This is a genomic window from Xanthobacter lutulentifluminis (assembly GCF_043194675.2).
GTDB lineage: Bacteria > Pseudomonadota > Alphaproteobacteria > Rhizobiales > Xanthobacteraceae > Xanthobacter.
This window is the reverse complement of sequence record NZ_CM195525.1, coordinates 1,607,272-1,619,452: the sequence shown is the minus strand read 5'-3', so window position 1 is coordinate 1,619,452 and position 12,181 is coordinate 1,607,272. Positions and strand designations below refer to the sequence as shown.

12 protein-coding genes are annotated in these 12,181 nt (G+C 70.2%); 10 read left to right on the top strand and 2 right to left on the bottom strand.

Features of this window, described 5'->3' with window-relative positions; all coding sequences use genetic code 11:
- Window positions 1-60: 60 nt before the first annotated feature.
- The 7 genes from V5F49_RS07300 to phoB all read left to right on the top strand — a co-directional run bounded on the left by V5F49_RS07300 (window position 61) and on the right by phoB (window position 7,162).
- The gene (locus V5F49_RS07300) at window positions 61-1,416 is read left to right on the top strand and encodes an ATP-binding protein (protein WP_394118014.1); all 1,356 of its coding nucleotides are present in this window, start codon (window positions 61-63) and stop codon (window positions 1,414-1,416) included.
- 123 nt (window positions 1,417-1,539) lie between these two features.
- Complete coding sequence (gene pstS / locus V5F49_RS07295) at window positions 1,540-2,580, top strand: phosphate ABC transporter substrate-binding protein PstS (protein ID WP_394118015.1); 1,041 nt, start codon at window positions 1,540-1,542, stop codon at window positions 2,578-2,580.
- Between the two features lie 306 nt (window positions 2,581-2,886).
- The gene (gene pstC, locus V5F49_RS07290) at window positions 2,887-3,864 is read left to right on the top strand and encodes a phosphate ABC transporter permease subunit PstC (RefSeq protein WP_394118016.1); all 978 of its coding nucleotides are present in this window, start codon (window positions 2,887-2,889) and stop codon (window positions 3,862-3,864) included.
- 17 nt (window positions 3,865-3,881) lie between these two features.
- Window positions 3,882-4,715: a phosphate ABC transporter permease PstA gene (gene pstA / locus V5F49_RS07285; protein ID WP_394118017.1), complete on the top strand. Its 834-nt coding sequence runs from the start codon at window positions 3,882-3,884 to the stop codon at window positions 4,713-4,715.
- A gap of 51 nt (window positions 4,716-4,766) precedes the next feature.
- Window positions 4,767-5,591, top strand: a complete 825-nt coding sequence (pstB, locus tag V5F49_RS07280; protein ID WP_394118018.1) for a phosphate ABC transporter ATP-binding protein PstB — start codon at window positions 4,767-4,769, stop codon at window positions 5,589-5,591.
- 20 nt (window positions 5,592-5,611) lie between these two features.
- On the top strand, window positions 5,612-6,340 hold the full coding sequence (gene phoU / locus V5F49_RS07275) for a phosphate signaling complex protein PhoU (protein WP_394118019.1): 729 nt from the start codon (window positions 5,612-5,614) through the stop codon (window positions 6,338-6,340).
- Window positions 6,341-6,460: 120 nt separating this feature from the next.
- Window positions 6,461-7,162, top strand: coding sequence for a phosphate regulon transcriptional regulator PhoB (gene phoB / locus V5F49_RS07270; protein WP_394118020.1), 702 nt, complete (start codon window positions 6,461-6,463; stop codon window positions 7,160-7,162).
- Between the two features lie 219 nt (window positions 7,163-7,381).
- Here phoB and V5F49_RS07265 read toward each other — a convergent pair whose 3' ends face one another.
- Both V5F49_RS07265 and V5F49_RS07260 read right to left on the bottom strand, forming a co-directional pair.
- Window positions 7,382-8,734, bottom strand: coding sequence for a flavin monoamine oxidase family protein (locus V5F49_RS07265; RefSeq protein WP_394118021.1), 1,353 nt, complete (start codon window positions 8,732-8,734; stop codon window positions 7,382-7,384).
- A gap of 465 nt (window positions 8,735-9,199) precedes the next feature.
- On the bottom strand, window positions 9,200-10,126 hold the full coding sequence (locus V5F49_RS07260; RefSeq protein ID WP_394118022.1) for a polyprenyl synthetase family protein: 927 nt from the start codon (window positions 10,124-10,126) through the stop codon (window positions 9,200-9,202).
- 159 nt (window positions 10,127-10,285) lie between these two features.
- Here V5F49_RS07260 and V5F49_RS07255 point away from each other — a divergent pair, with 159 nt between their 5' ends.
- The 3 genes from V5F49_RS07255 (at window position 10,286) to V5F49_RS07245 (ending at window position 12,180) form a co-directional block, all read left to right on the top strand.
- Entirely contained in the window at window positions 10,286-10,957 is a 672-nt protein-coding gene (locus tag V5F49_RS07255) for a biosynthetic peptidoglycan transglycosylase (RefSeq protein WP_394118023.1), read from the top strand.
- Between the two features lie 105 nt (window positions 10,958-11,062).
- Window positions 11,063-11,650 carry a septation protein A gene (locus tag V5F49_RS07250; protein WP_394118024.1) on the top strand — a complete coding sequence of 196 codons (588 nt, stop codon included), beginning with the start codon at window positions 11,063-11,065 and terminating at the stop codon, window positions 11,648-11,650.
- An 83-nt stretch (window positions 11,651-11,733) separates the two neighbouring features.
- Entirely contained in the window at window positions 11,734-12,180 is a 447-nt protein-coding gene (locus V5F49_RS07245; RefSeq protein ID WP_394118025.1) for an RrF2 family transcriptional regulator, read from the top strand.
- The last annotated feature ends 1 nt before the right edge of the window (window position 12,181 follow it).

The following is a 12,181-nucleotide window of genomic DNA, read 5'->3' as shown; positions in this document are numbered from 1 at the left end:
CAGCATCGATCCAAGCGGGCGCCCACGGGCGATTCGCGTGGAGACGCAAAGAGGATGGCCATGGCCGAACCTGAGGCGGTCAGCGGGATGGAGCGCGGCGCGCCCCTCCGGCAGGAGACCGAACAATCCGGCGGGCTCGCCGCGCTGCCGCCCGGCCGCCGGGTGCCGCTGCTGTTGGGGGCGCTGGCGGTGGCGGTTGCCGCCGGGGCGGTGTCCGGCGCCATCGCTCCGCTGCTCGCCGCGGCGATGGGCGTGCTGCTCGGCGCCCTGGCGCTGGCCTGGCCGCGGCCGGCACCGGTGCCTGCCCCGCCGGTGGAAATTTTCTCTCCGTCCGCGCCGCGTCCGCGCAGGGATGCGCAGGCCGCCGCCGTGGTGGCTGCCCTGCCCGAGCCGGCCCTGCTGCTCTCGCCCACCGGCGAGATCGTGACCGCCAACGCCCGCATGGCCCTGGCGGTAGGGCCGACGCGGGTGGGCGACCCCCTCTCGTTCGTGGTGCGCGTGCCGGAGGTGCTGGATGCGGTGCGCGCGGCGGCTGACGACGGCCTGCCGCGCCGGGTGGAGTTCGCCGAGCGCATTCCCCTCGACCGCTGGCTGGAGGCCCACGTGGTGCCGCTCAGGCTCGAGGCGCCCGCCACCGACGGCGCCCCGGACGCGGTGCTGCTCACCTTCCGCGACCTGACCCAGCAGCGGCGGGTGGAGCAGATGCGCGCGGATTTCGTGGCCAATGCCAGCCACGAGCTGCGCACGCCGCTCGCCTCGCTCTCCGGCTTCATCGAGACGCTGCAGGGGCCGGCGCGCAACGATACCGCCGCCCGCGAGCGCTTCCTGTCCATCATGGCCGCCCAGGCGCGCCGCATGTCGCGGCTGATCGACGACCTGCTCTCGCTCTCGCGCATCGAGCTGAACGCCCATGTGCGGCCGCAGAGCACGGTGGACCTGGGCGGCATCCTCGCCCATGTGTGCGACACCCTGTCGCCTCTGGCGAAGGACCGGGGCGTCGCCATCGAGCAGGTCCGGCCCGCCGGCGCGGTGGACGTGCTGGGCGACCGGGACGAACTGATCCGCCTGTTCGAGAACCTGGTGGAGAACGCGCTGAAATACGGCGCCTCCGGCAAGTCGGTGGAGGTCAGCCTCTCCCGCGAGGAGGAGAGCGCGGTGATCCGGGTGCGCGACTTCGGCCCCGGCATCGCACCCGAGCACCTGCCGCGCCTCACCGAGCGCTTCTATCGCGTGGACGTGGCGGCCAGCCGCGACCAGGGCGGTACCGGACTGGGCCTCGCCATCGTCAAGCACATCGTGGCCCGTCACCGGGGCCGGATGAGCGTGGACAGCGTGCTCGGCGCGGGCGCAACCTTCAGCGTGCGACTGGATGCTTTGCCGGAACGCGAAAAAAATGTAATAAAGGCAGAGGCATAGACAGTCATCTCCCTGTCACGCGATGGTCATAGAACCTTGGCGCGCGGGGACTAAGAGTCCTGAGCCCAAGGTTGCCCCGGCGTTAGGCCAGGTCTGGCAACACACATGGCAAGGAGAGATACCGTGAAGCTCACCACCGCTTTCGGCGTGATCGCCGTGGCCAGCACGCTGTTCGCTGGCAGCGCTCAAGCCGTCGATTTCACCGGCGCCGGAGCGTCCTTCCCGGCTCCCGTCTACCAGTCGTGGGGCGCGAAGTTCAAAGAGAAGTCCGGCAACACGCTGAACTACCAGTCCATCGGCTCGGGCGGCGGTCAGAACCAGATCATCAACCGCACCGTCGACTTCGGCGCCTCCGACGCCACCGTGGCGGGCGAGAAGCTGGCGGCCAACAACCTGCTCCAGTTCCCCACCGTGATCGGCTCCGTGGTCGCCACCGTGAACCTGGAAGGCATCGCCACCAACCAGCTGAAGCTGACCGGCCCGGTGCTCGCCGACATCTACCTCGGCAAGATCACCAAGTGGGACGACAAGGCCATCGCCGAGCTGAACCCCGGCGTGAAGCTGCCGTCGCAGGCGATCGTTCCGGTCTACCGGTCTGACGCTTCCGGCACGACCTCCATCTTCACCTCCTACCTCTCGGCCGTCAGCCCCGAGTGGAAGTCCAAGGTCGGCTCCGCCACCTCGGTCCAGTGGCCCACCGGCGCCGGCGCCAAGGGCAACGAGGGCGTCACCGGCAACGTGAAGAACACCAAGGGTGGCATCGGCTACGTGGAGTTCATCTACGCCGCCGCCAACAACCTGGTGGTCACCCAGCTCAAGAACAAGGCCGGCACCTTCGTGAGCCCCGAGGTGAAGGGCTTCCAGGCTGCCGCCGCCTCCGCCGACTGGGACGGCGCCAAGGACTTCGCCGCCTCCATGATCGACGCCCCGGCCGCCGAGGCCTGGCCGATCGTCAGCCCGACCTACATCCTGCTGCCGAAGAACCCCACCAACGTGGCCGCCTCCCGCGCCACCATGGAGTTCTTCACCTGGGCCTACTCGAAGGAGGGCCAGGAGATCGCCGAGGGCCTGCACTACATCCCGCTCCCCGAGGCGGTGGTGAAGAAGGTGCAGGACGCCTTCAAGTCCGAGATCAAGGGTCCGGACGGCAAGCCGGTCCTCTGATCGGGAACAATGCGGTGCCGCCCTTCGGGGCGGCACCTCTTCTCTTGCAGTGAGCGCGTAATTCGGCCGGACGGGCCGCCGGTGCCGGAAGATCGCTCCCCATCCCCGCAGGCGCGGGGGAGGGGCGGCCGGCGCGGCGGGGATGGTCCGCAGCCAAAGGGTTCACAGCCGAAGGGTTCACAGCCAAGGGTCCGCAGGCGAAAGGCCAGGAAACGGCCGCCGGCTCGCGCGGCGCCAGGCGCGGATCCGGTTGCGGGCCCGGTTTCAGATCAGGACGCCGGGAGCGGCGCGGGGGATAGGCATCCGATGGACGCGACGATGGACACTACCCGGTCTGGCTCGGTCCAGCCGATCACGAAGGCCAAGGGGACCGGCACGGTCTCGGACCCGATCTTCGTCGGCCTGCTGTGGGCCAGCGGCATCTTCGTGCTGATCCTGCTCGGCCTCATCATCATCGAGCTGTTCCAGGGCGGCCTGCCGGCCCTCCAGCACTTCGGCCTCGACTTCATCTGGTCGCCCGCGTGGAACCCGGTGACGGAGAACTACGGCGCGCTGGTGATGATCTACGGCACGCTGTTCTCCGCCGTGATCGCGGTGGTGGTGGCGCTGCCCCTGTCGTTCGGCATCGCCTTCTTCCTCACCGAGATCGCGCCCCAGCCGCTGAAGCAGCCCATCTCCGTGGCGGTGCAACTGCTCGCGGCCGTGCCCTCCATCATCTACGGCATGTGGGGCTTCTTCGTCATCGTCCCGCTGATGGCCGCCTACGTGCAGCCGCCGCTGATCGACACCCTCGGCGCCGTGCCGGTGATCGGCGCGCTGTTTGCCGGGCCGCCGCTGGGCTCCGGCATGTTCACAGCCGGCCTGATCCTCGCGGTGATGATCCTGCCCTTCATCACCGCCATGTTCGTGGAGACGCTGGAAGCGGTTCCGCCCATGCTGAAGGAATCCGCCTACGGCGTCGGCGCCACCACCTACGAGGTCTACAAGAACGTCTCGGTGCCCTACGGCAAGACCGCCATGGTGGGCGCCATCATGCTGGGCCTCGGCCGCGCGCTGGGCGAGACCATGGCCGTCACCTTCGTGATCGGCAACGCGACGCGCCTGTCCGCCTCGCTGTTCGCGCCGGGCGCCACCATCGCCTCCACCATCGCCAACGAGTTCCCCGAGGCGCAGATCGGCTCGCTGAAGCTCACCTCGCTGCTGCAGCTGGGCTTCATCCTGTTCGTCATCTCCTTCATCGTGCTCGCCCTGTCCCGCGCGCTCGTGCGCTCGAAGCTCGACTGAGCGACGGAGAAATTCCCATGGCTTCCCTCGCCGCGCGCCGCGCCAAGGACACTACGGTCAAGGCCATCTCGACCGGGTTCGCCGTGCTCGCCATCTTCCTCCTGGGCTGGATCCTGTGGACCCTGCTCGCCCGCGGGCTTCCGGCCCTGGGACTGAACGTGTTCACCCAGGTCACCAAGCCGCCGGGTCAGGGCGGTGGCCTGCTCAACGCCATCGTCGGCTCGCTGATCCAGGTGGGCATCGCCATGCTGATCGGCGGCCCCATCGGCATCTTCGCCGGCACCTTCCTCGCCGAGAACGGCAAGGGCACGAAGATCGGCGCGGCCGCGCGCTTCGTGAACGACATCCTGCTCTCGGCGCCGTCCATCCTGGTCGGCCTGTTCATCTACACCCTGCTGGTGGTGCCGCTGGGCGGCTTCTCCGGCTGGGCCGGCTCGCTGGCGCTGGCGATCCTGGTGATCCCGGTGGTGGTGCGCACCACCGAGGACATGCTGAACCTGGTTCCGGTCGGCTTGCGCGAGGCGGCCTTCGCCCTCGGCGCGCCGCAGTGGAAGGTGGTGATGTTCATCACCTGGCGGGCGGCCCGCGCCGGCATCGTCACCGGCATCCTGCTCGCCATCGCCCGCGCGGCCGGCGAGACGGCGCCGCTGCTGTTCACCTCGCTCGGCAACAACGCCTGGTCCACCGACCTGTCGCGGCCCATGGCGAGCCTTCCGGTGGCCATCTATCAGTTCGCCGGCAGCCCGTTCGATGACTGGGTCGCGCTCGCCTGGGGCGGCGCTCTGCTCATCACGGTGGGTGTCCTCGTGCTCAACGTGGCCTCCCGTCTGGTCCTGGCGCGGACCCACTAGGCCGCGCCCCCACCGAACCCTTCGATATTCAACCTCCGAAGCGAGGCCAAGATGACTTCAGCCGTCGATCCCACCCTGAACATCGCCTCTTCCGTGGCCGTGAAGCCCGATGCGCCGCCCGCGCCCGTGAAGATCAAGGTCGACAACCTGCAGTTCTACTACGGCAGCAACCACGCGCTGCGGAACATCAACTTCGAGATCCCCGAGAAGCGCGTCACCGCGATGATCGGGCCGTCGGGCTGCGGCAAGTCCACGCTGCTGCGCGTGTTCAACCGCATGTACGACCTCTACCCCGGCCAGCGGGCCGAGGGCTCGGTGCTGTATGACGGCGTGAACATCGTCGGCAAGGAGCTCGACCCCACCATCGTGCGCACCCGCATCGGCATGGTGTTCCAGAAGCCCACGCCCTTCCCCATGTCGATCTATGACAACATCGCCTTCGGCGTGAAGCTGCACGAGCGGCTGAACAAGGCGCAGATGGACGAGCGCGTGGAATGGTGCCTGCGCAAGGCCGCCATCTGGGACGAGACCAAGGACCGCCTGCACACCTCGGCGCTCGGCATGTCGGGCGGCCAGCAGCAGCGCCTGTGCATCGCCCGCACCATCGCGGTGCGCCCGGAAGTGATCCTGCTCGACGAGCCCACCTCGGCGCTCGACCCGATCTCCACCTCGAAGATCGAGGATCTGATCGACGAGCTGAAGCAGGAATTCACCATCGTCATCGTGACGCACAACATGCAGCAGGCGGCGCGTTGCGCCGACATCACCGCGTTCTTCTATCTCGGCGAGCTGATCGAGGTGGCGCCGTCGGACGTGATCTTCACCAACCCGACCCAGATCAAGACGCGCGACTACATCACCGGCCGCTTCGGCTGACGAGCAGAAGGATGACTGAGATGCCGGAGCATACCGTAGCTTCCTTCGATCAGGAGCTGAAGGAAATCGGCCGCAAGGTCGTCGAGATGGGCGGGCAGGCCGAGCGCCTCGTCGCTGATGGCGTGACCTCGCTGATCCGCCGCGACGTGGCCCTCGCCCAGAAGGTCGTGCTGGTGGACGCCACCGTCGACCAGATGCAGCGCGAGATCGAGGATCGCGCCATCCTCGTCATCGCCAAGCGCCAGCCGGTCGCCAACGACCTGCGCGAGATCGTGGCCTCCATCCGGATCGCCAACGACCTCGAGCGCATCGGCGACCTCGCCAAGAACGTGGGCAAGCGCGTCATCGCCATCGAGGGCGAGTACCACCCCGCCAAGCTGGTCCGGGGCGTGGAGCACATCTCCGACCTGGTGCTGGAGCAGCTCAAGGAGGTGCTCGACGCCTACGCCGCCCGCAACGAGGCCAAGGCGGTGGAAGTGTGGGGCCGCGACGGCGCCATCGACACCATGTACACCTCCCTGTTCCGCGAGCTCCTCACCTATATGATGGAGGACCCGCGCAACATCTCGGTGTGCACGCACCTTCTGTTCTGCGCCAAGAACATCGAGCGTATCGGCGACCACGCGACCAACATCGCGGAGATCGTCTACTACATGGTGACCGGCCAGAACCTGCCGGAGAGCCGCCCCAAGGCGGACGCCTCCAGCGAGACCACCCTGGCCTTCCCGGGCCGTTCCGCCCAGGCCTGAGCCGGCAACGCCGGCGCGGGGGCATGCAGCACTCCTGAGCCGGAAACGTCGGCGCGGGGCAGGCAAAGCTCCCGAACCGGCAGCGCCGGTGCGGGTCCAGCACGAAGACGGTGATGCACAGTGCCGGCGCGTATTCTGATCGTGGAAGATGAAGAGCCGCTGACCCTCCTCCTCCGGTACAATCTGGAGTCGGAGGGCTATGGCGTGGAGAGCGTCGCCCGCGGCGACGAGGCGGAGACGCGCCTGCGCGAGACCGTGCCGGACCTCGTCATCCTCGACTGGATGCTGCCCGGCCTGTCCGGCATCGAGCTGTGCCGGCGGCTGCGCACCCGGCCGGAGACCGAGCGCCTGCCGGTGATCATGCTCACCGCCCGCGGCGAGGAGACCGAGCGCGTGCGCGGCCTCGCCACCGGCGCGGACGATTACGTGGTGAAGCCCTTCTCCGTCCCCGAGCTGCTCGCGCGGGTGCGGGCCCTGCTACGCCGCGCCAAGCCGGAGCATGTGGCGACCCTGCTGCGCGCCGGCGACATCGAGCTCGACCGCGAGACCCACCGGGTGCATCGCGCCGGGCGCGAGGTCCATCTCGGCCCCACCGAGTTCCGCCTGCTCGAATTCCTGATGCAGAGCCCCGGCCGCGTCTTCTCCCGCGAGCAGCTGCTCGACGGCGTGTGGGGCCAGGACGTCTATATCGACGAGCGCACGGTGGACGTGCACGTCGGCCGCCTGCGCAAGGCCATCAACCGCGGCCGCCAGTCGGACCCCATCCGCACCGTGCGCGGGGCCGGCTATTCGTTCAACGAGATGTTCGCCCGCGCCCACTGAGGGGCGCGCCGATGCCCGAGGTCGCAGCTGGAGGCGCCCTCGGGGGGCGCACCGGTCGTGGTCCGCGTGACCTCCGGTCCGCCGACGGCATCGAAGGCCCGGCGATCGTCGAAGCGGCGGCCGGTGCGCGGGTGGCATCGATGCCGCAGCCCGACGGCCTTAGCGGACGGCGGCAGCATCCTGCCACGCCCTGCACGTTCGCCCGGCCCGCGAACCCACCTAGCCCGAGCGCACGCCGATGAGGCCCAGCACCTGCCGCGCGGCGCGGTCGCCCGAGAGCCAGGCACCGCCCACGGTGCCCCAGAGCGTCTCGTGCGCATGCTCGCCGGCGAACACGAGCCGCCCGGCAACGGTCTCGATGAAGGCGCGCCGCATGTTGCCGTAGCCGGGAAGGGCGCAGGAGAAGGCGCCCATCGCCCACGGCTCCTTGGTCCAGCGCGTGGCGTGCACCTTGCCGACCTTGGCGGCGACATCGGCGCCGAATTCCTGCGTCAGCGCGCTCTTCAGGAAGGCCGCCGCAGCCTCCGGCGCGCCGTCGGCGAGACCGGTCGCCACATCGCCGCCCACCTCCAGCGTGTAGAGGTCGCTGCCGCCGATGCGGGCGCGCAGGGCATAGCCGCGCGGGCTGTCGGACTTGAAGAACACCGTATCGTCGCTGCCGAGCCCCACAGGGTTGCGTGGCAGACGGAAGGCGATGTGGTCGTAGGCGCCGAGCGTGATCTTCTCCACCGCCGTGCGGTAGCGCGGCTGCAGCGCCGGCTGGATGCGCAGCTTGCCGGAGGCGATGATCGAGGGGGGCACGGCGACGATGACCGTGCGGCCGAGCAGCGTTCCCTTGCTGGTCTGCACCGCCACCAGCCGCGCGCCGAGATCGACGCTGCGGGCGGCGGTCTCCAGCCGCACGGTGAGCGGGCGGGCGAGCTGGGCCACCAGCGTGCCGATGCCCTGCCGGCAGACGTCCTCGCCCTCGCGCTCCTCGGCGCGGGAGACGTCCACGGTTGAGATCTGGTCCAGCTCCTTGGCCCGTTCGAACGGCCCCACCACGAAGCGGGCGCTGCCGGAGAAGGCGCCGAGGTCCGGCACGGCGCGGGAAGCCGGCATGTCGCGCCCGGCATCGCCGGCGGCGACGATGGCCCGCTCGGCGCGACGCACGGTGGCGACGAACTCCTCGTAGTCGGCATCGCGCGCCTCGCGGCCGTGGACATAGAGCCGGCCGCCCTCCGGCGCCGCGGTGATGTCCAGCCCCTCGGCGCGGCCATAGGCCGACATGGGGCGCGCCGCCGGCAGGTTCAGCCGGGCCGAACCCAGATCGAAAGGCACGCCGAAGATGGCGGTATCGGTGACGGTGCGGCCGCCGACGCGGTTCGCGGCCTCGATCAGCGCATAGGTGCGCCCGGCCTCGGCAATGCGGCGCGCCGCCGAGATTCCGGCCGCCCCGGCGCCGATGATGATGACATCCACCTCGTTCTGCTGGCCGAGCGCCCGCGACACCGCAAGCGGCATCGTGGCAAGCGCGGCGCTGCCGGCGAGAAAGGCGCGACGGGACAGGGGGGAATGGCGCGGATCGGTCACGGGCCGGACGCTAGCATGAGCCGCGCCCGGCGGCGAGGGTGCGCGGCAGGCCGCCCTCGCCAGCGCTGCGCCGCGCGCGAGGGAGGGGCCGGGACAAGGCCGCAGCAGCGTGGGGGAGGGAACTGGGACAAGGCCACAGCCGCGCGGGGCTGATCCGGCCGCAGAGCCGCAGGCCACGCCGGAGGGGCAGCGCCCGCCCGGCCTCTTGTCGGAGGAGCGCGTCTGGCTTGCGGCCAGCATGCTCGCGATCCCGGCCAGCCGTGGCGTCGGCGAGGGGATTCTCAAGGGCAACCGGCAGGTGGGCCGTGCGGCCGCTCCAGCCGGGCGCAGCCGGAGAAGGATGAGCTATTCCATTGGGCCGCCGCGCGGCTGACCGCTTGCGGGGGCGCCCTTGCGCTGCAGCGGGATGATTCCCGCCGTTTGCTGTCGTCTCGCGAGAAGCGCGGCTCCCGGCGGCCGCGCCGCTCAGCTCTGGCGCTCGGCCACGAAGCGGGCCGCGTCCGCCAGCACCGCGCCCCGCGCGCCGAACGGGGCCAGCGCCTCTTCCGCCTCGGCCACCAGCGCGGCGAGGCGGGCGCGCGCGGCCGGCAGGCCGAGCAGGGAGACCAGCGTGCCCTTGCCGGCGGCGGCGTCCTTGCCCACCTTCTTGCCCACCTGTTCGGCCGTGCCCTCCACGTCGAGAATGTCGTCGGCGATCTGGAAGGCGGCACCCAGCGCCCGGCCGTAGGCGACCAGCGCGGCGCGCTCCGCAGCCGAGGCGCCGCCGAGGATGGCGCCCGCCTCCACCGCATGGGCAAGCAGCGCGCCGGTCTTCATGGCCTGAAGGTCGAGGATGGCATCCTGTTCCAGCGCCAGCGGGGCCCCGCCGGAGAAGCGGCCTTCCGCGGCGAGGTCGAGCATCTGGCCGCCGACCATGCCGCCGATGCCGGCCGCGCGGGCGAGCGCGCGCACCAGCGCGATGCGCACGGCGGGATCGGGATGGGCGTCCTCCCCTGCGAGGAGGTCGAAGGCGAGGGTGAGCAGCCCGTCGCCGGCGAGGATGGCGGTGGCCTCGTCGAAGGCGCGGTGAACGGTCGGCCGGCCCCGGCGCAGGTCGTCGTCGTCCATGGCCGGCAGGTCGTCATGCACCAGCGAATAGCAATGGATGCACTCCACCGCCGTGGCTGCGGTGACGGCCGCGTCCGCCGGGATGCCGAACAGGGCGGCCGCCTCCATCACCAGGAACGGCCGCAGGCGCTTGCCGCCGCCGAGCGCGCCGTGGCGCATGGCCGCCATCAGCCGTTCCGGGCGCAGCCGCTCGCCGGCGAGCGGCGCATCGGCGAGGGCGGCGGCAAGGCGGGCCTCGGTGGCGGCAGCGGCGGCGTCGAGACGGTCCTTGAGGGAAGCGGTCACCTGTGGCCTTCCTGCATGGCGTGGCGGCGATGGAACGCGCCGGGGGCGTGCGCCGTTGACGACGGCCACCGGGTGCCCCAACCCGGCAGCAAGGTCAAGCCGACACGGCGGGCGGAAGCCGCTATGCTCGCGGCGAGGATCGAGGCACGGAGGGCGGGGATGGTTCAACTGGCGCTGCGCATCGTCATCCTGCTCGCGGCCATCCCCATGGGGCTTTCCATCCTCTACAACATGGTCAATCCGGTCTCGACGCTGATGCTCGCGCGCTGGGTCACGGGCGAGCGGGTGGAGCGCGTCTGGATGCCCATCGAGCAGATGCCCGGGGTGCTGGTGCGCACCGTGATCGCCTCCGAGGATGCGAGCTTCTGCAGGAACTGGGGCATCGACCTCGCCGAGATGCGCGCCGCCATCGACAAGGCGGACGAGCTGGAGGACACCCGCGGCGCCTCCACCATCCCCATGCAGATCGCCAAGAACCTGTTCCTGTGGCCGGGCCGCAGCTATCTGCGCAAGGCGCTGGAGATCCCGCTCGCCCTGTGGCTCGACCTGGTGGTGAGCAAGCGGCGGCTGATCGAGATCTATCTGAACATCGCCGAATGGGGTCCCAACGGGGAGTTCGGCGTGGACGCGGGGGCGCGGCGGGCGTTCGGCATCCCGGCCTCCATGGTGAACGCACGGCAGGCCGCGCTGCTGGCGGTGCTGCTGCCCAACCCCCACCGGCGGGATGCCGGCAATCCCACGCCGGGGGTGGAGCGGCTCGCCGCGCGGCTGCAGGCGCGGGTGCCGCGGGAGGGGCCGGAGCTCATCTCCTGTCTCGGCCTGCTGCGCTGACGGCGCGGGCCTGCGCCATCAAGCCCTTGATTGTCCGGCCCACAAGGGCCACATGGGCGCCAGCCGGGCACGCGCCCGGCCCGTGCTTCTCCCACCGGCCCTCCCATGACCCAACCCGCTGCCCCCGCCGCCCCCAGGATGAGCCCGTGGCTGAAGATCGGCCTTGAGCTCGGTCCGCTGGTCCTGTTCTTCGCCGCCAACGGCTATGGCGGCATCTATGTGGCGACGGGCGTGTTCATGGTCGCCACCCTTGCCGCGCTCGCGGCCATGTGGGTGCTGGCGCGGCGCATCGCGGTGATGCCGCTGGTCTCCGCCGTGGTGGTGATGGTGTTCGGCGGCCTCACCCTGTGGCTGCAGGACGACCATTTCATCAAATTGAAGCCCACCATGGTGAACGCCCTGTTCGGCATCCTGCTGCTGGGCGGGCTGGTGTTCCGCAAGCCGCTGCTGCCGTATGTGTTCGACGGCATGGTGAAGCTGACGGACGAGGGCTGGCGGCAGCTCACCATCCGCTGGGGCGTGTTCTTCCTGGTCATGGCGGTGCTCAACGAGATCGTCTGGCGCTCGGTCTCCACCGATACGTGGGTGGCGTTCAAGACATTCGGATACCTCCCGCTCACCTTCGCCTTCGCCATGGCGCAGGCGCCGCTGATGGCGCGGTACGAGCTGAAGGACGGCCAGGACGGGGCCTGAGCGGCCGATGGGGCGCGGGTTTCGGCGCAAAGCCGGTTGACGGCGGGCCGCGCTGTCCGCATAAGCCCGAAAGAGGGCGGAGCATGCTGACGAAAAAAGGAAAGTACGGTCTCAAGGCCGCAGTCCACCTGGCGCGCCTGCCGCCGGGCGCTTCGACCCAGGTGGCGGACATCGCCGAGGCCAACAACATCCCCAAGAAGTTCCTCGACGTCATTCTGGGCGAGCTGCGCAATGCCGGCTTCCTGTCGTCCAAGAAGGGCAAGCTCGGGGGCTACCGCCTCGCCAAGGCGCCGGAGGACATCGTCGTCGGCGAGATGATCCGCGCGCTGGACGGCCCGCTCGCGCCCTTCCCGTGCGCCAGCCGCAACGCCTACGAGGCGTGCGAGGACTGCGACATCGCCACCTGCGAGGTGCGCATCCTCATGGTGCGGGTGCGCGACGCCATGGGCACGGTGCTGGACACCTACACCCTCGCCCAGATGCGCGACCTCTCGCGCGAGGCGCTGTCCTCCTTCGTGGACTACATCTGAG

Bases quoted from the DNA above. Each gene is read 5' to 3' on its own strand.
- V5F49_RS07300 (WP_394118014.1), top strand. From the start codon at position 61: ATGGCCGAACCTGAGGCGGTCAGCGGGATGGAGCGCGGCGCGCCCCTC.
- pstC (WP_394118016.1), top strand. From the start codon at position 2,887: ATGGACGCGACGATGGACACTACCCGGTCTGGCTCGGTCCAGCCGATC.
- pstA (WP_394118017.1), top strand. From the start codon at position 3,882: ATGGCTTCCCTCGCCGCGCGCCGCGCCAAGGACACTACGGTCAAGGCC.
- pstB (WP_394118018.1), top strand. From the start codon at position 4,767: ATGACTTCAGCCGTCGATCCCACCCTGAACATCGCCTCTTCCGTGGCC.
- phoU (WP_394118019.1), top strand. From the start codon at position 5,612: ATGCCGGAGCATACCGTAGCTTCCTTCGATCAGGAGCTGAAGGAAATC.
- V5F49_RS07255 (WP_394118023.1), top strand. From the start codon at position 10,286: ATGGTTCAACTGGCGCTGCGCATCGTCATCCTGCTCGCGGCCATCCCC.
- V5F49_RS07250 (WP_394118024.1), top strand. From the start codon at position 11,063: ATGACCCAACCCGCTGCCCCCGCCGCCCCCAGGATGAGCCCGTGGCTG.
- V5F49_RS07245 (WP_394118025.1), top strand. From the start codon at position 11,734: ATGCTGACGAAAAAAGGAAAGTACGGTCTCAAGGCCGCAGTCCACCTG.